The organism is Helicobacter pylori, from assembly GCF_003638305.1.
GTDB lineage: Bacteria > Campylobacterota > Campylobacteria > Campylobacterales > Helicobacteraceae > Helicobacter > Helicobacter pylori_DJ.
Genome location: NZ_MVYP01000003.1, coordinates 39647 through 64559 on the forward strand (window position 1 = coordinate 39647; position 24913 = coordinate 64559).

Annotated in this window: 24 protein-coding genes; 3 read left to right on the forward strand and 21 right to left on the reverse strand. The window is 39.1% G+C overall.

The genetic code is table 11. The features are described 5' to 3' along the window. The 10 genes from fliM to rpsO all read right to left on the reverse strand — a co-directional run bounded on the left by fliM (window position 1) and on the right by rpsO (window position 8176). The gene (gene fliM, locus EAL04_RS01920; protein ID WP_000763568.1) at window positions 1–1065 is read right to left on the reverse strand and encodes a flagellar motor switch protein FliM; all 1065 of its coding nucleotides are present in this window, start codon (window positions 1063–1065) and stop codon (window positions 1–3) included. Beyond that, window positions 1058–1825 carry an RNA polymerase sigma factor FliA gene (locus EAL04_RS01925; protein ID WP_120972913.1) on the reverse strand — a complete coding sequence of 256 codons (768 nt, stop codon included), beginning with the start codon at window positions 1823–1825 and terminating at the stop codon, window positions 1058–1060. The genes fliM and EAL04_RS01925 overlap by 8 nt, the downstream gene beginning before the upstream one ends. Then, a complete protein-coding gene (locus EAL04_RS01930) occupies window positions 1803–2117 on the reverse strand; it encodes a hypothetical protein (RefSeq protein ID WP_001265941.1) in 315 nt (104 codons plus the stop codon). The genes EAL04_RS01925 and EAL04_RS01930 overlap by 23 nt, the downstream gene beginning before the upstream one ends. A 4-nt stretch (window positions 2118–2121) precedes the next feature. Beyond that, window positions 2122–3006, reverse strand: a complete 885-nt coding sequence (ylxH, locus tag EAL04_RS01935) for a flagellum site-determining protein YlxH (RefSeq protein ID WP_120972915.1) — start codon at window positions 3004–3006, stop codon at window positions 2122–2124. Beyond that, entirely contained in the window at window positions 3003–4379 is a 1377-nt protein-coding gene (gene flhF, locus EAL04_RS01940; protein ID WP_001991968.1) for a flagellar biosynthesis GTPase FlhF, read from the reverse strand. Before flhF ends, ylxH begins: the two co-directional genes overlap by 4 nt. Beyond that, window positions 4376–4864, reverse strand: a complete 489-nt coding sequence (folK, locus tag EAL04_RS01945) for a 2-amino-4-hydroxy-6-hydroxymethyldihydropteridine diphosphokinase (RefSeq protein WP_031245059.1) — start codon at window positions 4862–4864, stop codon at window positions 4376–4378. The genes flhF and folK overlap by 4 nt, the downstream gene beginning before the upstream one ends. Further along, entirely contained in the window at window positions 4864–5937 is a 1074-nt protein-coding gene (locus EAL04_RS01950) for an aminopeptidase (protein WP_120972917.1), read from the reverse strand. Before EAL04_RS01950 ends, folK begins: the two co-directional genes overlap by 1 nt. 13 nt (window positions 5938–5950) lie before the next feature. Further along, window positions 5951–6454 carry a type II 3-dehydroquinate dehydratase gene (aroQ, locus tag EAL04_RS01955; protein WP_000699284.1) on the reverse strand — a complete coding sequence of 168 codons (504 nt, stop codon included), beginning with the start codon at window positions 6452–6454 and terminating at the stop codon, window positions 5951–5953. A gap of 130 nt (window positions 6455–6584) precedes the next feature. Further along, the gene (locus tag EAL04_RS01960; protein ID WP_120972919.1) at window positions 6585–7874 is read right to left on the reverse strand and encodes an O-antigen ligase family protein; all 1290 of its coding nucleotides are present in this window, start codon (window positions 7872–7874) and stop codon (window positions 6585–6587) included. 29 nt (window positions 7875–7903) lie between these two features. Continuing rightward, entirely contained in the window at window positions 7904–8176 is a 273-nt protein-coding gene (gene rpsO / locus EAL04_RS01965; protein WP_001207130.1) for a 30S ribosomal protein S15, read from the reverse strand. A gap of 135 nt (window positions 8177–8311) precedes the next feature. Between rpsO and flhA the strand changes: the two genes are divergently transcribed. Further along, the gene (flhA, locus tag EAL04_RS01970) at window positions 8312–10513 is read left to right on the forward strand and encodes a flagellar biosynthesis protein FlhA (RefSeq protein WP_097694572.1); all 2202 of its coding nucleotides are present in this window, start codon (window positions 8312–8314) and stop codon (window positions 10511–10513) included. Between the two features lie 29 nt (window positions 10514–10542). After that, window positions 10543–11586, forward strand: coding sequence for a 3',5'-cyclic-nucleotide phosphodiesterase (locus EAL04_RS01975; RefSeq protein ID WP_162982449.1), 1044 nt, complete (start codon window positions 10543–10545; stop codon window positions 11584–11586). A gap of 793 nt (window positions 11587–12379) precedes the next feature. Here EAL04_RS01975 and hsrA read toward each other — a convergent pair. Beyond that, window positions 12380–13051: a response regulator-like transcription factor HsrA gene (hsrA, locus tag EAL04_RS01985; protein ID WP_108584022.1), complete on the reverse strand. Its 672-nt coding sequence runs from the start codon at window positions 13049–13051 to the stop codon at window positions 12380–12382. A 371-nt stretch (window positions 13052–13422) separates the two neighbouring features. Next, window positions 13423–14535, reverse strand: a complete 1113-nt coding sequence (locus tag EAL04_RS01995) for a metallophosphoesterase (protein ID WP_120972925.1) — start codon at window positions 14533–14535, stop codon at window positions 13423–13425. Window positions 14536–14733: 198 nt separating this feature from the next. On the opposite strand from EAL04_RS01995, the gene acs reads away from it, so the two are divergent. Beyond that, on the forward strand, window positions 14734–16722 hold the full coding sequence (gene acs / locus EAL04_RS02000; RefSeq protein ID WP_120972927.1) for an acetate--CoA ligase: 1989 nt from the start codon (window positions 14734–14736) through the stop codon (window positions 16720–16722). 107 nt (window positions 16723–16829) lie between these two features. Here the strand turns inward: acs and EAL04_RS02005 are convergent, their stop codons facing one another. From EAL04_RS02005 to EAL04_RS02045, 9 genes are read right to left on the reverse strand one after another with little or no spacing between them, the layout of a single operon-like run. After that, on the reverse strand, window positions 16830–17270 hold the full coding sequence (locus EAL04_RS02005) for a ribosome maturation factor RimP (protein WP_108593499.1): 441 nt from the start codon (window positions 17268–17270) through the stop codon (window positions 16830–16832). Continuing rightward, window positions 17263–17598 (reverse strand): 30S ribosome-binding factor RbfA, encoded by a 336-nt coding sequence (gene rbfA / locus EAL04_RS02010; RefSeq protein ID WP_000991190.1) that lies wholly within the window; start codon window positions 17596–17598, stop codon window positions 17263–17265. Before rbfA ends, EAL04_RS02005 begins: the two co-directional genes overlap by 8 nt. Then, the gene (gene infB / locus EAL04_RS02015; RefSeq protein WP_120972929.1) at window positions 17598–20441 is read right to left on the reverse strand and encodes a translation initiation factor IF-2; all 2844 of its coding nucleotides are present in this window, start codon (window positions 20439–20441) and stop codon (window positions 17598–17600) included. Before infB ends, rbfA begins: the two co-directional genes overlap by 1 nt. Continuing rightward, the gene (locus tag EAL04_RS02020) at window positions 20438–20692 is read right to left on the reverse strand and encodes a DUF448 domain-containing protein (protein ID WP_001232480.1); all 255 of its coding nucleotides are present in this window, start codon (window positions 20690–20692) and stop codon (window positions 20438–20440) included. Before EAL04_RS02020 ends, infB begins: the two co-directional genes overlap by 4 nt. After that, the gene (gene thrB, locus EAL04_RS02025; RefSeq protein ID WP_000261704.1) at window positions 20679–21560 is read right to left on the reverse strand and encodes a homoserine kinase; all 882 of its coding nucleotides are present in this window, start codon (window positions 21558–21560) and stop codon (window positions 20679–20681) included. The genes EAL04_RS02020 and thrB overlap by 14 nt, the downstream gene beginning before the upstream one ends. 53 nt (window positions 21561–21613) lie before the next feature. Continuing rightward, window positions 21614–22087, reverse strand: coding sequence for a tRNA threonylcarbamoyladenosine biosynthesis protein TsaB (locus EAL04_RS02030; RefSeq protein ID WP_162982450.1), 474 nt, complete (start codon window positions 22085–22087; stop codon window positions 21614–21616). Between the two features lie 22 nt (window positions 22088–22109). Then, window positions 22110–22997, reverse strand: a complete 888-nt coding sequence (gene lpxC, locus EAL04_RS02035; RefSeq protein ID WP_120804046.1) for a UDP-3-O-acyl-N-acetylglucosamine deacetylase — start codon at window positions 22995–22997, stop codon at window positions 22110–22112. After that, a complete protein-coding gene (minC, locus tag EAL04_RS02040) occupies window positions 22994–23581 on the reverse strand; it encodes a septum site-determining protein MinC (RefSeq protein WP_162982451.1) in 588 nt (195 codons plus the stop codon). The genes lpxC and minC overlap by 4 nt, the downstream gene beginning before the upstream one ends. 2 nt (window positions 23582–23583) lie before the next feature. Beyond that, window positions 23584–24906, reverse strand: coding sequence for a M23 family metallopeptidase (locus EAL04_RS02045; RefSeq protein WP_162982452.1), 1323 nt, complete (start codon window positions 24904–24906; stop codon window positions 23584–23586). Window positions 24907–24913 lie beyond the last annotated feature (7 nt).

Genomic DNA, 24913 nt, shown 5'->3' on the forward strand with positions numbered 1-24913 from the left:
TCACTCTTCTTCTATTTTCATAATATCGCCCACTTTGCCTCTGCGCTGCTCTTCTAGCATTTCTAAAATTTCTTTAGTGCGTTCTTTTTCGCTATAGATCACTTCTTTAATTTGAATGGTTTTCCTATACCCTTGAAACCCCACGCTCGCTAAATAACGCTTTTTTTTATGCACATACACGCTCACTTCATCATTAGCGACTTTATTCAACCGGATAGTATCCCCCACATCTAAATCCAACATTTCTTTCAAACTCAATTCCACCGCGCCCAAAAACACGATCATATCCACGCTCACCCCGCTCAATAGCGCTTGCAATTCCTTATTACGGCTCTTTTTAGAGTTCGTCTCTGAAAGCATCAAATCCCTACTCCCCATTTTAGAAAGAATGCTCTCAATGGAAATCACCGGGTAACAAATATTCATCATCCCACGGCTATGCCCAATGATAATCTCTAAAACCACCATGATAGAAATTTCATTTTGAGCGACGATTTGGACCACATTCGCGCTGGATTCTTTAGCGTCAATGGTAGGATACATCTCCACCACGGGCGACCACACTTCTTTTAAAATTTGCATCACCTGGCGTAAAATCGTATCCAATAAATTCAATTCAATATCGCTAAACTCCCTGTTTTGATCATATGCGCTCCCCTTGCCCCCTAATAGTCTGTCAATCATAGGGAAAGCGATGCTAGGATTAATTTCTAAAACCCCTGTTCCTCCCATAGGCTTCATGGAAAAGACATTAAAACTTGTAGGGCTAGGCAAACTCATTAAAAATTCGCCATAAGTCATTTGATCCACGCTATGGAGCTGGATCTCTACAATAGAACGCATGATAGAAGAAATTTGACTGGAAAGATTCCTAGCCATTTTATCATGGATGCTCCTAAAAGAGCGCAGTTGCTCCTTACTCACACGATTAGGGCGTTTGAAATCATAGAGGGTTACGCTGCGCTGCGGGATAATATCCTTTTTTTGGACATTTTGAATATCCACATTTTCATCAACGACTTCTAAAAGCGCATCAATTTCTTCTTGGCTTAAAATATCAGCCATGATCCACTCCTAAGGATTTACGCACCTTTTTAATCACTTCTTTAATGATTTGAGAAATGCGCGATTCAGTAATGCCTAAAATCTCTTTGATCTCGCTCAAATTCAACTCTTCAAAGTAATAAAGCTGGATAAGGATTTGCTCTCTTTCGCTCATTTGATTCAATACTTTTTGGACATGCTCTAACAACTCTTCTGCTTCAATCTTTTGAGTGATTTCATCTTGCTCAATCGCATTGAACTGCTCATCTATTGGCACTAACGCATAAATATCTGAGGCCGTTTTGGCTTCTCTAATCTTTTCAATATTCTCGCCTAAAACTTCCGCTAAATACGCATCGCTAGGCTCTTTCCCATGCTCATTAAGGTGTTTGGTAATTTCAGCATCAATGCTTTTAATGAGTTTTCTGCTAGAGCGAGAAATCACATCTAAAGAACGCAAATAATCTAACATCGCCCCATTGACACGAGTTTTAGCATACCCCCAAAAAGAATCGTTTAACGCGCTCTCATAACGCCTGGCTAGTTTAATCAATTCTTCAGTGCCAATAGAAACCAGATCGTTAAAATCAATAGAGCTGGGCAAGCGCTCTTTTAAACGAAACGCCATAGCGCGCACGGCCGGTAAATACTGGATAGCGAGATCGTCTTGATGGTGGTGTTGCTGCTTGTCATAGGCGTTCAAAACCTTTTCTATATTTTTTTCGCTTGTTTCAGTTTTTTGAATTCCTTTGGGCATTCTATTTTCCATCATCAAAATCATAACTTCTAATGTATTCTAAAATACTAGCCACTTCTTTTTCTCTGTTCTTAAATTCATGGTTGAAACGAAGCAAGCTCTCTTCAGTGCCTTTTTTGTCAAAAAGACAAATATCTAAATCCGTGCAAGCGATAAAAATAGACGCAAACAACAACGCGATCAAGTATCCCCCAAGCGTGGATAACACCGTCCATAATAAAATGCTCTCTGGCTCATTGAATTTCAACACCGAAAACACTAACCCTAAAAAAAACCCTACCACAACAGAAAAATGGATAAAATTTTGAACTCTCATCAACCTACCCCAAATACTTCAAAAGCCTTTTAAAAAAGCTTTTCAAACCTTCTTTTGGTATTTCTAAAGTGCCGGTTTCTAATTTAGAAACCAAAAGACCCGCTATCTGATCAATGGATTGCGAAAACAAATCGTTAGGGGCTATTTTTCTCAAAATTTTGCGCTCCCTCACATAGCGTTTCAATAAGGAGCTGTTTTCAATCGCCCCTAAGTAATGCAATTCTAATGAAGCGATATTGTTTTTAGCCACCTTAAACAGCCTTTCATAAGTCGCCCTGCCTTCTTTAGGTTGGGCTACCATGTTAGCGATAAGGAACAATTCATCTTTATTTTTGGAGTTGATTTTAATGCATGCATACGCATCCGTAATCGCTGATGGATCGGGTGTGGTAACAATCACCACGCAATCGCTCGCATTCAAAAACGCTTGTGTAGTGGCCCCAATCCCAGCGCCCGTATCAACCACAATATAATCTAAAGAGCTTAAAACCCCCTCTTCATCCACGAATTGATCTAAAGCTTGTGCGCCGCTGATGTATTTTAAAATTTCTTCGCCGCTATCCCCAGGGATTAAGCAAAGCCCGGGTTCAATCTCGCAAATGATTTCTTGCAATTTGGCTTCGCCTTTTAAGGCATGCAAGATATTTTTATGGGTTTTCACCCCAAAAATCACGTCTAAATTCGCTAAACCAATATCCGCATCAAACACCCCCACCTTATAACCTTTCTTGTATAAAGAGTAAGCTAAATTAGCGCTAATGTTGGATTTCCCCACGCCCCCCTTACCGCTTGTGATAGCGATGAATTTGGTATTCCCCTTATTATCAAAAAAACTTTTGGGATTTTTAGCGTTCATAAAATTATCCAAATGGCTCGCTTGATTGTTCATGCTTGTTCCTTATTAGGGTTACTAAAGCCATCTAGCATGCAATCCACTAAATACTCATTAGTAGCCACTTTCAAATCCATAGGCACTTCTTGGCCGACAGAAAGATAACTGATAGGCTTTTGGCTTTCATGCACTAAAGAAAACAAATTCCCTAACCCCCTACTCTCATCTAATTTCGTAAAGATTAAAGTGTCAATCCCTAACACCCCAAAAGAATCATAAATATCTTTCATGTCTTCATACTTAGTGGTAACCGAAAGCACTAAGGACACATCAATATTATAACCCCCATCTATAAACTCTTTCAAACCGGCAATTTTTTCCTTATCGTATTGCGAATGCCCTGTCGTATCCACTAAAATAAAATCGCAGTATTCCAAAGCTTCAATTTCTTTAGCAAAATCCTTAGCGTCAATCACCGCTTCTATACTCATTTTCATTTTATTAGCATACCAACTCAATTGCTCTAAAGCCCCAATGCGATAATTGTCTAAAGTGATAATGCCCACCTTGTATTTTTTCGCTAGCATCCTAGAATAGCGCGCGGCTAATTTAGCCAAAGTCGTCGTTTTCCCCACGCCTGTTGGCCCTACAAGCATTAAGATGCGTTTTTGCCTTAAATTCAAATCTTCAGGGCGGCACAAAATCATTTTACGCAACACTTCTCTAAAATAACGCTTGATCGTTACGGAATTTTCCCGCATGCGTAAAGGCATCAATTCCAGGCTCAATTGCATGATCTCATCTAAATGGCTGGATTTCATCCCGCTTTGTTTGGCTAGTTTGTAAATTTCGGCAAATTCTTGAGGGATATTGACAGAATTAGGGTTTTTCTCATCCCAAAACATGTTTTGAATGAGTTTTAAGCTGTCTCTGATTTTACTTAATTGCAGATTAATATCTTTAATTTCTTCTTCTTGTTTGACTTCTCTTTTTTCTCTTTCTTTTTTATGGTTGGCTTCATCTTTTAAAGCTTGCAATAAAGCGTCCTGCTTATTAGCCTCTAAAGGCGCATCTTCTAATGGAGCGTCTTTTTCTAAAAGGGTCTTATTTTTTGAAAAACTATAGTTGCGCTGATTAGATGAAACCCCGGCGAGTTTGCGCATTTCTTCTACAGTGCTTGAAAGCTGCATGACCACATCTTCTTCATTCAATTCTTCATCATACAAACTTTCTGGAATAAGGGGGGCTTTAGGGGGCTTGTTTTCGCTCTCTTCTTCAACCGCCACAACGATTTCATAAAGCCCAGAAGAAGTGAGCGTTTTTTTACGGATTTCTTGGGTTTTAAACACCAGCGTATCCACCCCATGGTGGCTTTGAGCGATCTTTAAAGCTTCAGCAGCCGTCTCCCCACTATAGGTATAGAATTTCACCACTCCCCTTTTTTAAAAAGAATTTGTTGTAAAGTCAAAGGCACTAACACCGAATCCCTTTCACTCCATTTAGGGTGAGGTAAAGTCAAATCATTCTGCCTCAAAATGACTTGGTTGAAAGCGATAATATCAATATCTAAAGTTCTTGGAGCGTCTTTAAAATCGCGCTTCCTTGCACGGCCAAAACGCCTTTCTATATAAAAAACCAGAGCAAAAAAATGGCGTAAACTTAAAGATGTTTTAAGAATAATCGTAGCGTTATAAAAGTTAGGTTGCTTAGTGTAACCAAAAGGCGGATTGATATAAATGGGCGAAGAAAAAATTTTCCCGATCTTACTATGATTTTTAAAATATAAAAAACAATTTTTTAATATTTTTAAAGGATTTTTAAGATTAGATCCCAACCCTAAAACCACCCTATTAGAAAAATCAAGCCTTTTTTTAAAAAGGCTAGGGAAAAAGCGGTTAGTCAGGATCTCTCGCATCACAAAAGCTCAGCCCTAGAATTTTTGATCACCACTAAATCTTCAATGCGTACCCCAAAAAATCCAGGGATATAAATCCCAGGCTCTATGGAAAACACCATGCCCTCTTCTAAAATGGTTCCACTGCGCGATGAAATATAGGGAAGCTCATGGATGTCTAATCCAATGCCATGCCCGGTGCTGTGAGTGAAATACTGCCCATAACCATAATCGCTAATCACTCCCCTAGCCAAGCTGTCCGCTTCTTTACCGGTCATGCCCGCTCTAATGCCTGAAATAGCCTTTTCTTGCGCTTCTTTCACAATGTCATAAATCTTTTGATGCTCTTTATCCTTGAAACTCTGCTCTCTTGTGAAGACAAAATCTTTAGGGTCAAAAAAAGCCGTGCGAGTCCTATCCGAGCAATAGCGTTCGTATTTGATCCCCATATCCAAAAGAATGCTATGCTCCGCTTTTAAAAAATCCTTCGCACTAGGCAAAGCATGGGGTTTGCTCGCGTTCGCATTCAAGGCTAAAATAGGCTCAAAACTCAGATCATAAACCCCCTCTTTAGTCAAAAAGTCCTTAACCTTATGCTGCAAATACCGCTCGCTCAAGGATTCTTTTTCATCAAAAATCTTTTTCACATACTCGGCAAAATTTTCAAAAGCTTCAACATTCAACGCTTGAGATTTTTTGAGGAGTTGGATCTCATGATCGTTTTTAATGATGCGTTTTTGGCGGTGGTAACTAGGCACGCCCTCTAAAATAACCTTACTCCCAATCGCTAAATCCAAACGCTTATAGGTTTGCAAATTCACTTGATTGGGGTCAAAAAAGAGCTTTTTAACCGAACTCTTTGCGATCAAATCAATCGCGCTTTGCACTAAATCACTAGATTCTATCACTTCCGCTAAAACGCCCTTTTTAGGCTGAATGCTTTCTCTAGCTTCTTGAGTGTAGCGAGAATCAGTGATAAAAAACGAGCGATCGTCTAATTGTAAAAACAAAGCGTTATCGCAACTATAAGCGCATTCAAAAAACATCGCATTCTCATTGAGCGTGAAATGCGATTCTCTTTCTAATCCTTTCATGGGTATCCCCCTTTTATTTTTGATTGTTAATGGGGTTATTAGGGTTGTTTTTTTGGGCTTCTTGGAACGCTTTCATTTCGGCTAAAATATTGACCATCGCCATTAAAGCCATGTTGTAGCCAAGCGGGCCAAATCCCATGATCACGCCTCCACAAGCCGCTCCGGTGTAAGAATTTTTCCTGAATTCCTCTCTGGCTTGAATGTTAGTGAGATGCACTTCAATAACGGGTTTGCCCGCTAGCATGATCGCATCTGCAATCGCAATAGAAGTGTGCGAAAACGCTCCAGGGTTAATGATAATCCCTTCATAATCGCTGCCCACGCTCTCTTGAATTTTATCAATGATTTCACCCTCAAAATTGGTTTGAAAAAACTCTAATTCCACATCTAAATTGCCTTGTTTCACGAAAGTTTGCATGATCTCATGGATTTGGTCTAAGGTTACCATGCCATAAAGTCTTGGGTCTCTGTGTCCTAACATGTTCAAATTAGGCCCTTGAATCACTAAAATTTTCATTAATTTATTTCTCCTTGTTGAATATGGAATGAATAAGCATTATAGCATAAGTTTTTATCTTACCCCTTAAATCCCCCTAAGAACGCATTGTCAAGAAACTACCGCTTGACTAACATCAAACTCTTTGATGCTAAAAAGCGCTTTTATCCTTTTTTACAAAAACAGCCATCATGACCATTCCTACAAAAAAACTTCCCGTAATGAAGAAATCAAAGGGGTCAAACCCGATGCCAAAAATGAGATAAAAGGCGAGTGTCATTAGTATAAAAAACGATATTAAAGAATTTTGCTTTATCCCGCTCCAAAAAATCTTTACAACCGCTAATAACAAAAAGAGCCAGATCAAAAAGCCTATGATCCCCCTAGTGGCTAAAATGTGAATGATTTGATTGTCGTATCTTTCATAACAAAGAATCAAATCTTTTGCCCTATAAGACTTTGATAAGGATAAAATCTCTTCTAATCTCTGGCATTTCTCGCTAGCGGCCATACCAAAAAAGGGCCTTAAACGCAAAACCGTTAGGGCTTCTTTCCAGCGCTCCAAACGCCATCCGATACTGCTATCAGCGTCCTTTTTAGCGTAGCGTTTCAAATCCTCTTCAAAGGTTTGATTTTGAACTCTAGATTGCTCTATTGCCCCCCTCTTTTCTAAAGCGTTACTCCCCACATACAAAGCGCTCAAAACAAGACTCACAACCACCATATAACCTAATGGTTTGAGCGATTTTTTGGCGTATAAAATAAAGCAAGAAAGGATCAAAAAAGTAGCCACAAAAGCGATTGTCGCGCTCCTTGTAGCGCTTAAAATAACCACTAAAAACCCCACAAAAACAGAAAGGGTGAAAAAAAGTTTCTCTTTTTGATTTTGCGAATAAAGCGCGTAAATATAACAGCCTAAAATGGACACGCTCACTAAAACCACATACTCCTTAACCGTGCTAAACCCTTGCGCTCTGGGCATGTTAAAATAAATTTTTTGCACTAATGAAAGCAGGCCGTTGATGAAATTTGCCACAGCCATGCTATAAAAAAGGACTTTTTGATCCAATTTGATTCTTAAACGGCTCGCAAAAAGCAAGCATAACGCCCCGCAAGCGTAAGTTAAGGACATGTTTAGAGCGAATAAATTGTAGCGGAAGGTTTGGCTATCATACATGTTAAACATGTTAGGGAAGATGCTTAAAAACACGCCCAAAAAAGCCAGAGTGAGCCATTTAAAGGGCATGGTTTTTAAATGATTAATCGTGAAGGTTTCTTTCAAAGACGCTTGGAAATAACACCTAAGAAACAAAAAAACCATTAAAACAATCAATAAGACTTGCGTTAAAGGTTTTTTAAACGAAGTGAGAAAAAAAAGAGCAAAAATTAGAGTGAAAACAGAGTCTGCACTAAAAAAGGCCTTCAAACGCTCTTTCAACACAAACTCGCCACACCCTAAAACCGATAAAATTATCTGTCTTTAATGCCTAACTTTTCAATCAAAACCACATAACGCGCATGATTAGTGCGTTTGATGTATTTCAACAAGTTGCGTCTTTGAGCGACTAATTTTAAAAGCCCTAAACGACTGGAATGATCTTTGGGGTTAGCCTTTAAATGCTCGGTTAAAAGCCTGATCCTTTCATTCAACAACGCCACTTGCACCTCACAAGAACCCGTATCGTTTTCCTTAGTGGCAAACGCCTTAATGATTTCTTGTTTTTTCTCCAGATTCAAAGCCATAACGACCTCCTAATTGGTAATTTAATAAAGATCGCATTATAGCGTAAAATAAGCTTTTTTGTGCCATACTTTTAAACTTTATATTATAATAAGAGACAAACACACCTACCAAAATTAAGGCATTGATTTTAGATTATGGCAAACGAACGCTCCAAATTAGCTTTTAAAAAGACTTTCCCTGTCTTTAAACGCTTTTTGCAATCCAAAGACTTAGCCCTTGTGGTCTTTGTGATCGCTATTTTGGCGATCATTATCGTGCCGTTACCGCCTTTTGTGTTGGATTTTTTACTCACGATTTCTATCGCGCTATCGGTGTTGATTATTTTAATCGGGCTTTATATTGACAAGCCTACTGATTTTAGCGCTTTCCCCACTTTACTCCTCATTGTAACCTTATACCGCTTGGCTTTAAATGTCGCCACCACTAGAATGATTTTAACCCAAGGCTATAAAGGGCCTAGCGCGGTGAGCGATATTATCACGGCGTTTGGGGAATTTAGCGTGAGCGGGAATTATGTGATTGGCGCGATTATCTTTAGTATTTTAGTGCTGGTGAATCTATTAGTAGTTACTAATGGCTCTACTAGGGTTACTGAAGTTAGGGCGCGATTTGCCCTAGACGCTATGCCAGGAAAGCAAATGGCGATTGATGCAGATTTAAACTCAGGGCTTATTGATGATAAGGAAGCCAAAAAACGGCGCGCCGCTCTAAGCCAAGAAGCGGATTTTTATGGCGCGATGGATGGCGCGTCTAAATTCGTCAAAGGCGATGCGATCGCTTCTATCATTATCACGCTTATTAATATCATTGGAGGGTTTTTAGTGGGCGTGTTTCAAAGGGATATGAGTTTGAGCTTTAGCGCTAGCACTTTCACTATCCTAACCATTGGCGATGGGCTTGTAGGGCAAATCCCTGCTTTAATCATTGCGACAGCGACCGGTATCGTCGCCACTCGCACCACGCAAAACGAAGAAGAAGATTTTGCTTCTAAACTCATCACACAGCTCACCAATAAAAGCAAAACTTTAGTGATTGTGGGGGCGATTTTATTGCTTTTTGCCACCATTCCTGGACTCCCTACCTTTTCTTTAGCGTTTGTAGGGACTCTCTTTTTATTCATCGCATGGCTGATTAGCAGGGAGGGAAAGGACGGACTGCTCACTAAATTAGAAAATTATTTGAGTCAAAAATTCGGCTTGGATTTGAGCGAAAAACCCCACAGCTCCAAAATCAAACCCCACGCCCCCACCACAAGGGCTAAAACCCAAGAAGAGCTTAAAAGAGAAGAAGAGCAAGCCATTGATGAAGTGTTAAAAATTGAATTTTTAGAATTGGCTTTAGGCTATCAGCTCATCAGCCTAGCGGACATGAAACAAGGGGGCGATTTGTTAGAAAGGATTAGGGGTATTAGAAAAAAGATAGCGAGCGATTATGGTTTTTTGATGCCTCAAATTAGGATCAGAGATAACTTACAGCTCCCCCCAACGCATTATGAAATCAAGCTTAAGGGCATTGTGATTGGTGAGGGCATGGTGATGCCGGATAAGTTTTTAGCCATGAATACCGGTTTTGTGAATAAAGAAATTGAGGGCATTCCCACTAAAGAGCCGGCTTTTGGAATGGACGCTTTATGGATTGAAACTAAAAATAAAGAAGAAGCCATTATTCAAGGCTACACTATTATTGATCCAAGCACCGTTATTGCGACACACACCAGCGAATTAGTGAAAAAATACGCTGAAGATTTTATCACTAAAGATGAAGTGAAATCCCTTTTAGAGCGCTTGGCTAAAGACTATCCTACGATTGTAGAAGAGAGTAAAAAAATCCCCACCGGTGCGATCCGCTCAGTCTTGCAAGCCTTGTTGCATGAAAAAATCCCCATTAAAGACATGCTCACTATTTTGGAAACGATTACCGATATTGCCCCATTGGTTCAAAACGATGTGAATATCTTAACCGAACAAGTGAGGGCGAGGCTTTCTAGGGTGATCACTAACGCTTTTAAATCTGAAGACGGGCGTTTGAAATTTTTAACCTTTTCTACCGATAGCGAACAATTTTTGCTTAATAAATTGCGAGAAAATGGCACTTCTAAGAGCTTGCTACTCAATGTGGGCGAATTGCAAAAACTCATTGAAGGGGTCTCTGAAGAGGCCATGAAAGTCTTGCAAAAAGGGATCGCTCCGGTGATTTTGATTGTAGAGCCTAACTTAAGAAAAGCCCTTTCCAATCAAATGGAGCAGGCCAGGATTGATGTGGTCGTGCTAAGCCATGCCGAATTAGATCCTAACTCTAATTTTGAAGCCTTAGGCACGATCCATATTAACTTTTAATGGATAAATAATTAATAAAAAGGAGAATGATGCAAGTTTACCACCTTTCACACATTGATTTAGACGGCTATGCATGCCAGCTTGTTTCAAAACAATTTTTTAAAAATATCCAATGCTATAACGCTAATTACGGGCGTGAAGTCTCAGCGAGAATTTATGAAATTCTAAACGCAATCGCTCAATCTAAAGAGAGTGAATTCCTTATTTTGATTAGCGATTTGAATTTGAATTTAAACGAAGCAGAGTATTTGCAAGATAAAATCCAAGAACACCGCTTGCAAAATAAAAACATTCAAATCCAGCTTTTGGATCACCATATCAGCGGTAAGGAAGTGGCTGAAAGTTTCCATTGGTATTTTTTAGACACGAACCGTTGTGCGACTAAAATCGTGTATGAATTTTTGAAAAAGCATTACGCTATTTTAGAGCCAAAAAACACAACATGGCTAGAGCCTTTAGTGGAAATGGTCAATTCTGTGGATATTTGGGACACGCAAGGTTATGGCTTTGAATTAGGCAAGGTGTGCATGCGCATGATCACTCAAAGCTCTGAATTGAATCGTTTCATGTTTGATGATGAAAACCGCAACTATAAATTAAGGCTTTTAGAAGAAGTTAAAAACTATTTGTTTTTAGAAAATGCCCCTGTAGCCTATGATAACGATTTGTTCAGGCTTAAAAAAATCGCTTTAGGGGGCGACCCTAATACAGAAACGATGGACAATATCTCTTCAAACGCGCAAACGCATTTGCTCTCTTTAAAAAAGCATGATTGCAGCGTTTATTACCAGGATAAAAAAGGGTTTTTAAGTTATTCTATGGTGGGTATTAGCGTGTTGGCTAACCTTTTTTTAACGCAAAATCCGGATTTTGATTTTTATATAGATGTGAACGCTAAAGGGAATGTGAGTTTAAGAGCGAATGGGAATTGCGATGTGTGCGAACTCAGTCAAATGTGTTTTAATGGGGGTGGGCATAGGAATGCGAGCGGAGGCAAGATTGATGGCTTTAGGGAGAGTTTCAATTATAGGGACATTAAAGAACAAATTGAAGAAATTTTCAATAACGCCTAACGCTAAAGTTAGCTGTTTGTAAAAAGCGTTAGTTATAAAAACTAAGAGTTTAAAACTCTTTTTGAAAGGTTTAAAAATTTTCATTCCATCATTTTGTATAAACTCATTTCTTTAAGGGAATAAGGGATATTTTAAAAACTATTCCCTACAAACTCTCAACTAAATCCCCTAACCCCACCAAAACCGCTTTTTTAAAAAACTATCGCTTGCTTGGCACAAGCTCTCTTAATAATTTGATTGTAAAAAACGCTTTTTTAGTATTTTTAGGTTTTTTAAATTATCATCACGCCAACGCAAATAATCATTTTAAGTTATCTCTCTATTTTATTGTTTTTGTGTTGTGGGTATTTGGAGCATGTTAGGGTTTGGGTAATAGTGAGCGGTTATCTTAAAAAGGAGATGACCAACTATGAAATTACTATTAGCAATCATAGTTTTAATAGTTCTCACAACGCCACTATACTAAAATTTTAGTGCAAGCTAGGGTTTAGCTAGCGTTTTCTTTGTGTATTTTTCTTGTATCCCATAAAAATCCCACAAAAATAAGACTTTGTCAATATCCAATGAAAACGGAGCCAAAGTTTGTATTTTGTGTTTTGATAGATATTTAACTCCATGAATTGATACGAATTTATTTGAGTGTTTTTTAACCAAAACACCCTACTAATCGCAGATGAAATGATCATGCTCCTAGCTAAACACCAACATGATGTCTCTATTATCGCTATTCAAATATTTGATTTTACCCGCTCCACACCCTCATTCTAATCTATTTTTTAGCAAACCACGGAATTTACTCTTCACACGCCGGTTTGGGGTAGCAAAAACGATAGCCTCTGCGCCTTACGGTTTCAACCGTGGAAATCCCCAAGGGTTTATCCATTTTTTGGCGGATTTGATTGATAGCCACTTCAATGACATTAGGGGTAACCATTTCAGGCTCTTCCCAAATAGCGTCTAAAAGCTGTTCTTTGGAGACGATTTGATCCCTATGCCTGGCAAGATGGGTAAGCACTTCAAAAGGCTTCCCTTTAACTTCAACTTCACGCCCCTTATAAATAATTTTTTCTTCATCAGGGCTAATGATCAAATCCCCAATTTCAATCACATTAGAGCCCCAAAATCTCAAACGAGCCTCAATCCTTGCGACTAAAGCTTTAATGCTGCGATAAGGCTTAGCGATATAATCGTCCGCACCTTGCTCAAACGCATGGACTTCTTCTTCGCTTGTAGGGTTATCAGAAGAAACTAAAACAACAATAGAAGAATGTTTCTCCTTGATTCTAGAAACAAAACTTAAAGCGTTTTTATCGCTAACCATAACTAAGTCATAATTCCTAATATCCATAAGGTATTCCCCATCCTCTAAACTCTCTGTTACATCAGCCATAAAGCCTTTAACATTTAAGCCCTTTTCAATTTCTCCACCCAAAACAGAATTTTTTTCAATCAGTAGAACGCGCATGGTGTATGGACTCCTGCATTTAAGAGTAATTCAAACGCTGATTATATCATAAATTTAAATTAGTTTAAGAAAATTTTAATAAAAGCTTTAGTTAAAATCAGGCTCTTTTGTATTTGGTTGTTGGTTGTAAAAAATGCCTTTAAGCGTTTTTTATGGATAATTTTTAAAATCATTTGCTAAAAATCACCATTTTATTGTATAATTACAAATCCAACCATTCCTTATGGTTTGGTTGGCACCGCTTAAGATTGAAGGGTCACCTCCCCCTCCTTTCCCTTTGTCTTGGCGGTTGTTTTTTAACCCTTTTTTTAAGCACTCCATTACGATTTATCCATAGCTCGCTATTTTTAAGCTATTGAAAAATTTTTTAACTAAGCTTGATTTTTAGGTAAAAGCCTAAGGTATGCGATCTCGCTAGGGGCTAAAAACCTTAAAGGAACGCCCCAATACCCTGCCCCACTGCTCACATAAATTTGAGTGGTGCCGCTGTGCTTGTATAAACCATATAAATAAGTTTGCGCTAACTTGACTAAAAGGCTAAAGGGAAAGATTTGCCCTGCATGGGTATGCCCTGAAAGCACTAGATCTATAGAGTGGCTTTCTTTGAGGCTTCTAATTTGTTTAGGCTGGTGGGCTAAAAGGATCGTGGGCTTACTCTCATCGCGCTTTTTTAACGCCTCATCAATATTAGGGGCAAAATTTTGACGCTTTCGTGCAAAATAATCATACACACCGCACAAATTGATCCCCCCTAAATGCACGCATTCATTCCCTAAAATCGTCAAATTAAGCGTGTTAAGAAACGATAAAATCGGCTCTATACCATGATAATACTCATGATTTCCTGGCACATAAAAAGTGCCATGCGTGCTTTTAAGGTTGTTTAAAGGCAGTAAAAAGGATTTGACTTTTTCAATGTTTTCATCCACTAAATCCCCCCCAATCAGCACCATATCCACTTTTTGTTGATTGACTTCTTCTACAATGTAATCAACAAAATCTTTTTGCAACAAGCTCCCCACATGCATGTCTGTGAGTAAAATAATCTTTAATTCTTTATCTAGCTTATCCAAATAAATAGGGGTTTCTTTGATTTTAGGGCGGGCCAACCCCTCATAAAACCCGCGCCAAAAATACCCTAATAACGCCAGATAAAACCCTATTCTTAAAAAGTTTTTTAAACCTTTACGCCTTGAAGGTAAGAAATCTATTTTTTCTATGGAGTAAGAAAACCCGTAAAAACTCAAAGAAAAAACAAACACAATAAAGGACACAAACGAACACGCTGAAGTCAAAACAAACAAATGGCTAGGCATGGTATTCCTATAAAAAACAAAAGCCACCTCGCCCGCACTCAAAAGGATGAAAAACCCCAAATAAGCGTATCGAGAGATTTTTTTTAAGGTTAAAAACGATTTTAACATCCTAAAAGAACTATAATTCAAAAGACATAAAACCAATAAAAACGCTATGGAAATCAGCATACCACCCTTTTTGTAGTCATAATGTTCTACTATATTAGCATATTAACGCTAATATCCCCTTTAGGTTTCATCGTGCTATTTCCTTTTTTATCAGTCTCAATCCACACAGAAAGAGAAAAGTATCCCTCCCTTTAAAAAGAGTGTGAGTTTGGATACAATAATAAAAAATGTGCTTAAAACCATGAAAAAGGAGATGCGATGCAATTAGACAATGATTCAGAATTCGCTAAAAAAATCTTTAACCCTAACAGAGCGTTTGCCAAGCAAGCCAGGATTAAAAACATGTGCGAATATAAGGATTTAGTGCATGAAGCCAATGAAGATTATGAACATTTTTGGGGCGAGTTAGCCAAGCAAAAACTCACATGGTTTAAACCTTTTGATAAGGTTTTAAACAGCGATAACGCCCCTTTTTTCAAATGGTTTGAAAACGGCAAAATCAATGTTTCTTACAATTGCATAGACAGGCATTTAAAAGACAAAAAAAATAAAGTGGCGATCATTTTTGAAGGGGAAATAGGGGATTATAATGTCATCACTTACAGAAAACTCCACTCTGAAGTCAATAAAACAGCCAACCTTTTAAAAAACGAATTCAATGTCAAAAAAGGCGACAGAGTCATTATCTATATGCCCATGATTGTAGAAAGCGTTTATATGATGCTCGCATGCGCTAGGATTGGAGCGATCCATAGCATCGTTTTTGCTGGGTTTAGCCCTGAAGCCTTAAGGGATAGGATCAACGACACTCAAGCTAAATTAGTTATCACAGCGGATGGGACTTTTAGAAAAGGCAAACCTTACATGCTCAAGCCAGCCCTTGACAAGGCTCTAGAAAATAACGCCTGCCCTAGCGTGGAAAAAGCGCTCATTGTGATACGAAACGCCAAAGAGATTGACTATGTGAGAGGGCGCGATTTTGTCTATAATGAAATGGTCCATTACCAATCCGATAAATGCGAACCTGAAATGATGGACTCTGAAGATCCTTTATTCTTGCTCTATACAAGCGGATCAACCGGGAAACCTAAAGGCGTTCAACACAGCAGTGCGGGGTATTTGCTATGGGCGCAAATGACGATGGAGTGGGTTTTTGATATTAGAGATAACGATAATTTTTGGTGCACCGCTGATATTGGTTGGATCACAGGGCACACTTATGTGGTTTATGGGCCTTTAGCTTGTGGGGCGACGACTTTGATACTAGAAGGCACGATGTCTTATCCGGATTATGGGAGATGGTGGAGGATGATAGAAGAATACCGCGTGGATAAATTCTACACTTCCCCCACCGCTATAAGAATGCTGCATGCTAAAGGCGAAAACGAACCCTTAAAGTATAATTTAGAATCGCTCAAAGTTTTAGGAACGGTGGGAGAGCCTATTAACCCTACGGCATGGAAATGGTTTTATGAAAAAATCGGCAATTCAAAATGCAGTATCGTGGATACTTGGTGGCAGACAGAAACAGGCGGGCATATCATCAGCCCTTTACCGGGAGCTACGCCTATAAGGGCCAGCTGCGCGACTTTACCTTTGCCTGGAATCCATGCAGAAGTTTTAAACGAAGACGGCACCAAAACAAAGCCCGGAGAGCAAGGGTTTTTATGCATCACTAAGCCATGGCCTTCTATGGTAAGAAACATTTGGGGCGATGAAAAACGATACATTGATAGCTATTTTTCTCAGATCAAGTTGAATGGGGAATATGTCTACCTCTCTGGAGATGGCGCTATTGTGGATGAAAACGGATACATCACTATTATTGGGCGCACAGATGATATTGTGAATGTGAGTGGGCATAGGATTGGCACGGCTGAAGTGGAGAGTGCTATTTCTAAACATGAAATGGTGGTTGAATGCGCGGTGGTGGGTATCCCTGATACGATTAAAGGAGAGGGCTTGTTTGCGTTTGTGGTGCTGTGCGATGGGGCTAAATGCAATCTTGGCGAGAGTTTAGAATTGTTAAAAGAAATGAACCATATCTTATCCGTTGAAATTGGAAAGATCGCTAAATTAGACAATGTCATGTATGTGCCAGGTTTGCCTAAAACCAGGAGCGGGAAAATCATGAGAAGGCTTTTGAAATCTATCGCCAAAAAAGAGCCCATCACTCAAGATTTAAGCACGCTAGAAGATGTGAATGTGGTTAAAGAAATAATGAGTATCGTTCAAATGGAAGAGTGAAATCTCAAAAATGCTTTTTGGCGTTTTTTAGCCAAATAACAAGAGCCAATTTCAATCAAGCGGTAATTTCTCATAAAGTGTAGGAAACGCTACCGCTTCGCATTATTTCACCATTCAAAAAGCGTTTTAACTTTCTTTAAATCTTTATATTCCACGCTTTTGATAGCGTGATCCTCTAATTCAAAATCCGCACTCAAATCGTTAGCGTCTTTAAGGATCGCTTGAAAGCTTTCTTTATTGATGAGTTTGACTTCCACTTTTTCGCCTAAAGAAAGCTTGAAGTGTTTAGGGGTTTTAAGCGTTCTTTCTAACCCCATGGAGCTCACTTCCAAAATATAAGCGTCTTGGATAAAATCGCACACATCTAATAAAGGCGAAATCACCTCGCTCACTTGTTGGCAAATATCCAAGCTAACCGCCCCATTAGGGTTTTTAAGGCTCACCCTTAAAACATGCTGCTCGTTTTCTTTAACCAAACTCACATCATAAAGCAAGTATCCCAAGCTTTCAATCACGCCCTCTATTTTCTCTTCTATTTTTTTAGTCATTATCTTTCCCTTTAGCGATTTCATTGAATATGGCGTCTAGGCGGAGTTGCTTTTCTAAGCTGTTGTCTGAAACAAAACTGAGTTTTGGGCATTTAAACCACCCGCTCGCTTGCAAAACAAATTGCCTGATCAAACCCTCAGCTTTTTTCAATTTAGAAAGGATTTTATGATCTGATGAAAGCACAAACACATAAGCGTGGTGCTTCCCTTTAGAGCATTCCACTTTAGTAACGCTTAAAGAATTCAACTCGCTGTCGTTCAAACTCGCTAAAGCCTCTTGTAGTAATTCTAAAAGATTGGATTCTAAGCGTTCTTTATGAGCGTTCATTAGAGGGTTCTTTTTTTATGGATTTCTTTATAGGTTTCAAACACATCACCCACTTTAATCTCATTATAATTTTCTAGCATGATCCCACACTCATAGCCCTTAGAAACTTCTTTCACATCGTCTTTAAAGCGTTTCAAAGAAAGGATTTCGCCGGTGTGAATCACCACGCCATCCCTAATCAAACGCGCCTTAATGCCACGAGCGATCACCCCATCGCTCACCACACACCCGGCTATCGTGCCTACTTTAGGGATATTAAAGGTTTCCCTCACTTCCGCTTGTCCGGTATGCTCTTCTTCAATGATAGGACTCATCAAGCCTAACAACAGCGATCGCATTTCTTCAATCAAGGCATAAATCACCGTGTAAGTTTTAATGCTCACATTGTATTCTTTAGCCTTATTTTTCACATTACCGGTAGGGCGGATATTAAAGCCTAAAATCACGGCATGCTCACTGCTAGAAACTAGGCTCAAATCATTCTCAGTAATGCCCCCCACCCCTGAGTGGATCACTTGAATCGCCACTTCTTCGTTATTAAGCTCTAACAAGCTGTTTTTAATGGCTTCTAAGCTTCCTTGCGTATCCGCTTTAATGACTACAGGAATGTTTTTTAATTCCTTATTAGCGACCATTTCTGAAAGCTCATCAAAAGACACTTTAGTGCTTTTACTCAACGCTTTTTGGCGTAAATAAGTCGCCCTCTTTTGAGCTTGCAAGCGCGCGATAGAATCGTTTTCTACCCCTATTAAAACAGATCCCGCAGGAGGCACTTCGCTCAAGCCTGTGATGAGAGCCACCATAGAGGGTTTTAAACTTTGAATGCTCTTGCCTTGATCGTCAGTCATCGTTCTTACTTTACCAAACGCCGTTTCAGCAAAAAAGCTATCCCCCACGCTCAAAGTCCCGCTTTGGACAATCACCGTGGCTACTGCCCCACGCCCTTTTTCCACGCTCCCTTCTAAAACAACCGCTCTAGCGCTGCCCTCTTCTATGGCTTTTAATTCCATAATATCCGCTTGAATGAGAATGGTTTCTAATAAATTATCAATGCCATCGCCCGTTTTAGCCGAAACAGGGATGAACTCATGCTCTCCGCCCCAATCCACAGGGTTATAACCAAGCTCAGCGCATTCGGCTTTGAGTTTGTCCGGATTCACATTAGGCTTATCCATTTTATTCATCACAAAAATCACAGGCACATTAGCCGCCTTTGCATGCTCTAAAGCTTCAATAGTCTGTTGCTTCACGCCATCATCAGCCGCTATCACGATCACTGCAATATCTGTAACTTGAGCCCCACGATTACGCATCTGGCTAAAGGCTTCATGCCCTGGGGTGTCAATGAAAGACACCCATTTGTTATTCTTTTCTACCATGTAAGCGCCAATGTGCTGAGTGATCCCCCCAGCTTCAGTGTGAGCGACTCTTTTATCACGGATTTTATCTAATAGTGAAGTTTTACCATGATCCACATGCCCCATGATAGTCACCACAGGCGGGCGCTCTTTTTTCACCCCCTCTAACACCTCTTCTACTTCAAATTCTTCTAAGGTGTTTTGAACAGAAATTTCTAAATGAAACTCTTCGGCTAAAATTTCTATACTATCCTTATCCAAAAAGTCGTTTTTAGTTACCATAAGCCCTAAATTAAAGAGGGTTTTAATCACATCGGCCAGATTCAAATTCGCTTTTTGCGCGAATTCATAGACGCGCACTTCTTCAGGGATTGCAATCGCGCTTTGGATCACTTTTTGGCTGTTATCGTTACGGAATACGCGCTTTTTTTTGGATTGTCGTTTGATCCCGCCTTCATTCATCCAAGGGTTTTTCCTTTGGACGCGCACCCTGTCGTTGATATTTTGGCGCACTTCTTTTTCTTCTTCTTCCTTATTGAGATTATCTTGTTCATGCAAATCAAACAATAAGATTTCATCGGTTTCATCATCATAAATATCATTGCCCTTAAAATCCCTCGCATCGCTAAAATCAATTTTATGGGATTTGTTGTTTTTGGCGGTGGGGGTGGGTTTGGGCTTACTGGGTTTTTTGGCTTTTTTAGCCTCTTGTTTGTCTTTTTCTTGCCATTCTTTTTTAATGTCTTCAAAAATAGCCGCCGCGCTTTGAGTGGGTTTTTTGCTTTCCGTTACGCTGTTTTCAATTTCATTTTCAGTTTCATCATTGCGTTTAATCACCCTAAAACCGGTGCGTCTTTTAATGTTTTCATGGCGTTTGATCTCTTGCTCTTGCTTTTTAACTTCGCTGATTTCTTTTTTAGCGTTATTAATGTTATTGGTGCTGTTAGCGTTGTTAGTGTTGCTTTGGGTGAGCTTGTTTAGGGCTTCTCGGCTTTTTTGGATTTCTTGGAGCTTTTGCTTGGCTTTTTCTATTTGAGAGTGGCTAACCACTTTAGGGGTGTTTTCTACAGGGGGCGTTTGGTTTTCAAAAGTATTGACAATCTCTATCCCACCCTTTTTTTTGGCAATGGGCGTGGGAGCTTCTTTTTTCTTTTCTTTAGTTTTTTTGGGCTTTGGCTGGCTTTTTGTTTCTTCTTTTTTAGGCGTTTTGGAAACCTTTTTGTTAAGGGGTTTGGGCGTTTGGGCCGTATTCAAATCATCTTTATTGTCTTGTTCAGGATTTTTAGTGGGTTGATTGGCTTGTATTTGTTCTTTAATGCCCTCCACAATGTATTTGTATAGCTTGTTTGCTTCCTCTGGGGTCATTTTAGAATTTGTCTTAAGCTCTAAACCAATGTCTTTGGCTTGCTCGATCACATTTTTAAGCTCTTTTTGGGTCTTACCAAGCTCGGCTAAAAATTCTTTTAAATCAACCATACCACTCATGCTATGCTTCTCTCCTTAATCCAAGTAATGATGTTTTTGGTATCTTTTGGGGCATTCTTTATTTTTGAAACCGCTTTCAACAACTTTTTTTCTCCATTTTTCAAACAATTTCCACACACATAAAAACTACGGCCCTTGCCATCAAACTCCATGATTTGATTGTCAAAGCTTTTCAAACGCAACAAATCCTTTTGGGGTTGGCGCATTCTGCACGCCACACACATGCGGATTTTAATTTCAGTCTTTCTCAATAAGGACTCCATCATTGTCAAAATCTAAAACCGCTACCCTGAATTTAGGGAATTTCTTGCTCAAAACCTGCTTTAATTTAGGGGCGTCTTCTTCATAACACATGTTAAAAAACGACGAACCGCTCCCTGAAAGCGTGCTCATTAAGGCATTATTTTCTAAAGCGAGCTTTTGGATCGCAAACAACACGGGATAAGTTTGCATGCGCTTGTATTGATGCATCCTGTCTTTAGAACAACAACGCAACAAATCCCACTTCCCTTGCACAATCGCCATCGTCATCAAACTCGCATGCGAAAGGTTAAACACGCTTTCTTGCACGCTGTAACGCTTGGGCAAGAGATGGCGCGATTGCTTGGTAGAAATGGCCCTATTAGGGATCACCATCACCGCTTTTAAAAAAGAAGGGATTTTGGTTTTTAAACTTATCACTTTCTTTTTTTCCACAAACGCTGCATTATACCCCCCAAAGACCGCTGGGGTGATATTATCCGGGTGGTTTTCATAAATTAGAGCGGTATTAAGAATATTTTCTCTATCAAAAGCAAACCCTAAAAACGCAAACGCTGAAGCGACCGCACCCACAATCATCGCCGAGCTAGACCCCATGCCCCTTGTAATAGGGACTTTATTATGCAATAAAAATTTAAACGATCCGTCATTCCCATGCTTTTTTAAAATCTCATAAAACACTTTAGTGAAAATATTGTTGGTTAAAAACTTAGGGATCCCCTCACCCTCCCCAACCAATTTCACCGCATGGAAGCTACTAGGCTCAATAAAAAAACGATTGCGTAAATTCAAGCTCAAACCCAAGCAATCAAAACCGGGGCCTAAATTCGCACTTGTTGCAGGAACACTCACTACCAAATTTTAAACCCCTATTGTTGGTACCCTTTCATTTTTAAAACTAGCATTATACACTAAATAGGAGGCAAAATGTAAAACGGCGTGTTCAATTGGGTGAATTTGTCTTTCTCTAAAAAAGAGGGCAACTTGAAATCTTTTGGTGCAATTTTCAAATCTTTAAAATCGGCCAAGCTTTCCCTTTCTTGTGAAACAAAGTATTTATTGGCATACGCCAAAATGGGCGTGTTGTCGTTAAAATCAAAGCCTGTGGTTGAATAGAGTTCAAAGTCATGGATTAAAGCCAAAGTGTGTAAGAAAACATGCGTGAGCTTTAGGCTAGTGAAACTCCCTGGCCCTTTAGCGTAATAAACCCCTTTAACCGCCGGTAAAGTGGGGTTTTTAAAATCTTTGAATAATTGCGAAAAAACCTCCACTAAAGCTTCGCTTGTTTTTGATTTGGAAGTGTAAGAAGCGCATAAAAAATTGTTTTGATACACCCCAAGCAAGACCCCCTCGCCCAAAGAAATAAGCACTAAATCCAATTTCAAAAAATAAACCCTAATTTTAGGATTAAGCGAAAGCCTTTTGCAACGCAAACTCTTTAGCCGGATCCGTAGCGATCAAAACTTCGTAATTTTTAGCGTCCGCTAAAATGGCTTTAACTAGCATGGAATTGAGCTTATGGCTCCCTGAAAAAGAAGTGTATTTGCCCATCACAGGCATGCCTAAGACCATTAGATCCCCCATAGCGTCTAAAATCTTGTGGCACACGAATTCCTTTTCGCACCTCAAGCCCTCTTTATTCAAAATGCTGTTTTCGTCCAGCACGATGCAATTATTCAAGCTCCCCCCTTTAGCCAAACCAATGGATCGCAAGTAATTCACTTCTTGCAAAAACCCAAAGGTGCGGGCTTTAGCGACTTGCTCTTTGTAAGCGGTTTTACTAAAGACGAAATGATGGGCTTGCTTAGCGATAACCGGATGGTTAAAATCAATCGTGAAATTCAAAGAAAGCTGGCTGTCTGGCTCAATTTTAACAAATTTATCGCCCTCCCTAATCTCAACGACTTGCTTGATTTCCATCACCTTTTTAGGAGCGTCTAATTCTTTAATCCCTGCTTCATCTAAAAGCATGCAATAAGTCAAAGCACTCCCATCCATGATAGGGATTTCTTCGTTATCCACAGAGATTTTAAGATTGTCAATGCCATACGCATGGACAGCTGAAAGCAAATGCTCAATCGTAGAAATTCTAGCGTTATCCTTACCCAACACGGTTGCCATTTTGGTATCCACGATGTTTTCAGGTTTTAAGGGGAGCTTCACGCCCAAATCAGAGCGGTAAAAAACAATGCCTTGATTTTCTCCTAAAGGCTCTAAAACAAGCTTCACGGGAACGCCCTTGTGTAAGCCTATCCCTACTAATTCCACAGAGTGGTTAATGGTTGTTTGTTTCATAATACTTCCTTTATGTCTAGTATATCGTCATTTTTAGTGATTATTTTAATATTTTTATTTACCAAAAGCCGTTCAACCTCTTTTAGAGATAAAATTTTATTTTGAAAAACGATTTGAGCGCTCTTGACTTCTTTCAAAATCAAACACTCTCCAAAGCACACAATCGCCCCTTCGCAAACCCCATAAACCGACACACAGCCCTCTGAAATAATCTTCGCTCCATTGTGGATATTACCCAAAAAAATAAGGTGATTAGCGCTATAAATTTCTTCCCCACTCCTGATGTGGCGCTCATAAATCGTTGTTTTAGGTTCTGTTTTAGAATGATTGGGTTTTGAATGATTGGTTTCTTCTTTTAAAGGCATGGTTTTGATATGACGCCCGTTTAAAGGGCGATTCGTTTCTAAAAACAAAAGCTGGTGTTTGCGCAAAATGGCTTTGACTTCTGGTTCAATATCATATTTAAATATAATAAGAAAATACTGCAAAAGGGCATGGTTTTTTTCTAAAAATTCCATGACCGCTTCAGGCTCTTGCTTTTCAATTTCAAACGCATGCACGTTTTTTTGATTGGTTTTTAACATGACTATCCTTTCATTAAAAGCTGTTTGGCTTGCTCTATGGGGGTGATGATATTGGTTTTTATCCATTGCTCATTAAGCCATTCATTGGGCCGGACAAAAACCCCTTGCAAAAGCATCCCTAAATGCAACCCACTCCCTAATTTCAAACCACTACTCCCCACGCTTCCATCATCTTTTAAATGCGCTAAAAAAACGCACAAACCTAACCCATAGCAATTGATTAAACTATTACCATAAAAATCCAACTCCCCCTTAAAAACCCTCTTCACAGATAAATCAAACGCTAAAGATAAATCCTTGCTGGGTATCAAATCCACCCCTAAATGCAAGAATTTAAACAACACCTGATTGTCCTTTAAAAACCGCCGATTTTCTAAAAAATTGCTTATCATTTTAAAAGGCCCATTCAAGGGTTTTAGCGCTTGAAAATGGGAAAAATCCTTATAAAAATCCCCTTGATCTAAAGCGATCTTTTGGATTTTTTCTAAATCTTTTAAGCGCGCGTTAGAAAATCTTTCTAATAAAGTTTGCTCAGTGTGATTTTGAAATTTTTCTTGCTTTGCAATCGTGTCTTTTAAGGCGCTTAAGTCTATCTCTTTTTCCCTCACATGATGGGTTTTTCGCTTGAGTAATAAAGGGGTGGTATTAGAGTTATAGGCTTTATCTTTAGCGACAATGAACGCCTTAAAATCCTTATTTTTATAAGACCAAGGCACTAGAGCGATAAAGACATTACGCTGTTTGAATTCTAAAAGCCTGAACGCTTTAAAATCCTTTTTTTTGACGCGAACAAACGCTTGAGACAAATTCTTATCCAAAGCTTCAAAGACGACTATCGCGCTCCCTCCATAAGCGATGCTTGGGGATCGAGATAAAATAGTAATTGAGGGTTTTATCGTATCAACACACACTTCTTGTTTGAAAGACGCCTTATTACCATTGAAAAAATTAGCATAACTCCAATCATTAGCTTTAATTTCATATAAAAGGCACTTGTCTTCTAGCCCCATGATTTTAGGCTTGATCAAAGGCACTTCTAAAGACTTGGGTTTATCCAATACCAGATTTTCTTTTTCATACAAGATCAAACCATCTTGTGTGGTTACTTTTAAATCATAGCGTTTGATGCCCTTTGGGGCTATTATTTTAATCTTAATGGGTTTTTTTAAATCCCAAAAAAGCGTTTCATCATTGTCATTAAGCACACCCTCTTTGTTGCTTAAACTAAAACTTAAAGCTCTGGGTTTTGTGATTAAAGCGTTAAAAATCAAATAACCCCCTAAAATCAAAACGACTAACGCTAAAATTTTAAACCTTAACTCCAAGATCAAG

Coding starts and splice junctions, on each gene's coding strand:
- hsrA (WP_108584022.1), bottom strand. CDS start 13,051: ATGCGCGTTCTACTGATTGAAAAAAATTCTGTTTTGGGTGGAGAAATT.
- EAL04_RS01975 (WP_162982449.1), top strand. CDS start 10,543: ATGCAAGTTTACCACCTTTCACACATTGATTTAGACGGCTATGCATGC.
- acs (WP_120972927.1), top strand. CDS start 14,734: ATGCAATTAGACAATGATTCAGAATTCGCTAAAAAAATCTTTAACCCT.
- rbfA (WP_000991190.1), bottom strand. CDS start 17,598: ATGAACGCTCATAAAGAACGCTTAGAATCCAATCTTTTAGAATTACTA.
- EAL04_RS01925 (WP_120972913.1), bottom strand. CDS start 1,825: ATGATTTTGATGATGGAAAATAGAATGCCCAAAGGAATTCAAAAAACT.
- aroQ (WP_000699284.1), bottom strand. CDS start 6,454: ATGAAAATTTTAGTGATTCAAGGGCCTAATTTGAACATGTTAGGACAC.
- EAL04_RS01995 (WP_120972925.1), bottom strand. CDS start 14,535: ATGCTGATTTCCATAGCGTTTTTATTGGTTTTATGTCTTTTGAATTAT.
- ylxH (WP_120972915.1), bottom strand. CDS start 3,006: ATGAACAATCAAGCGAGCCATTTGGATAATTTTATGAACGCTAAAAAT.
- minC (WP_162982451.1), bottom strand. CDS start 23,581: ATGTTAAAAACCAATCAAAAAAACGTGCATGCGTTTGAAATTGAAAAG.
- folK (WP_031245059.1), bottom strand. CDS start 4,864: ATGCGAGAGATCCTGACTAACCGCTTTTTCCCTAGCCTTTTTAAAAAA.
- rpsO (WP_001207130.1), bottom strand. CDS start 8,176: ATGGCTTTGAATCTGGAGAAAAAACAAGAAATCATTAAGGCGTTTGCC.
- EAL04_RS02005 (WP_108593499.1), bottom strand. CDS start 17,270: ATGACTAAAAAAATAGAAGAGAAAATAGAGGGCGTGATTGAAAGCTTG.
- lpxC (WP_120804046.1), bottom strand. CDS start 22,997: ATGAAACAAACAACCATTAACCACTCTGTGGAATTAGTAGGGATAGGC.
- EAL04_RS01930 (WP_001265941.1), bottom strand. CDS start 2,117: ATGAGAGTTCAAAATTTTATCCATTTTTCTGTTGTGGTAGGGTTTTTT.
- infB (WP_120972929.1), bottom strand. CDS start 20,441: ATGAGTGGTATGGTTGATTTAAAAGAATTTTTAGCCGAGCTTGGTAAG.
- EAL04_RS01950 (WP_120972917.1), bottom strand. CDS start 5,937: ATGAAAGGATTAGAAAGAGAATCGCATTTCACGCTCAATGAGAATGCG.
- fliM (WP_000763568.1), bottom strand. CDS start 1,065: ATGGCTGATATTTTAAGCCAAGAAGAAATTGATGCGCTTTTAGAAGTC.
- flhA (WP_097694572.1), top strand. CDS start 8,312: ATGGCAAACGAACGCTCCAAATTAGCTTTTAAAAAGACTTTCCCTGTC.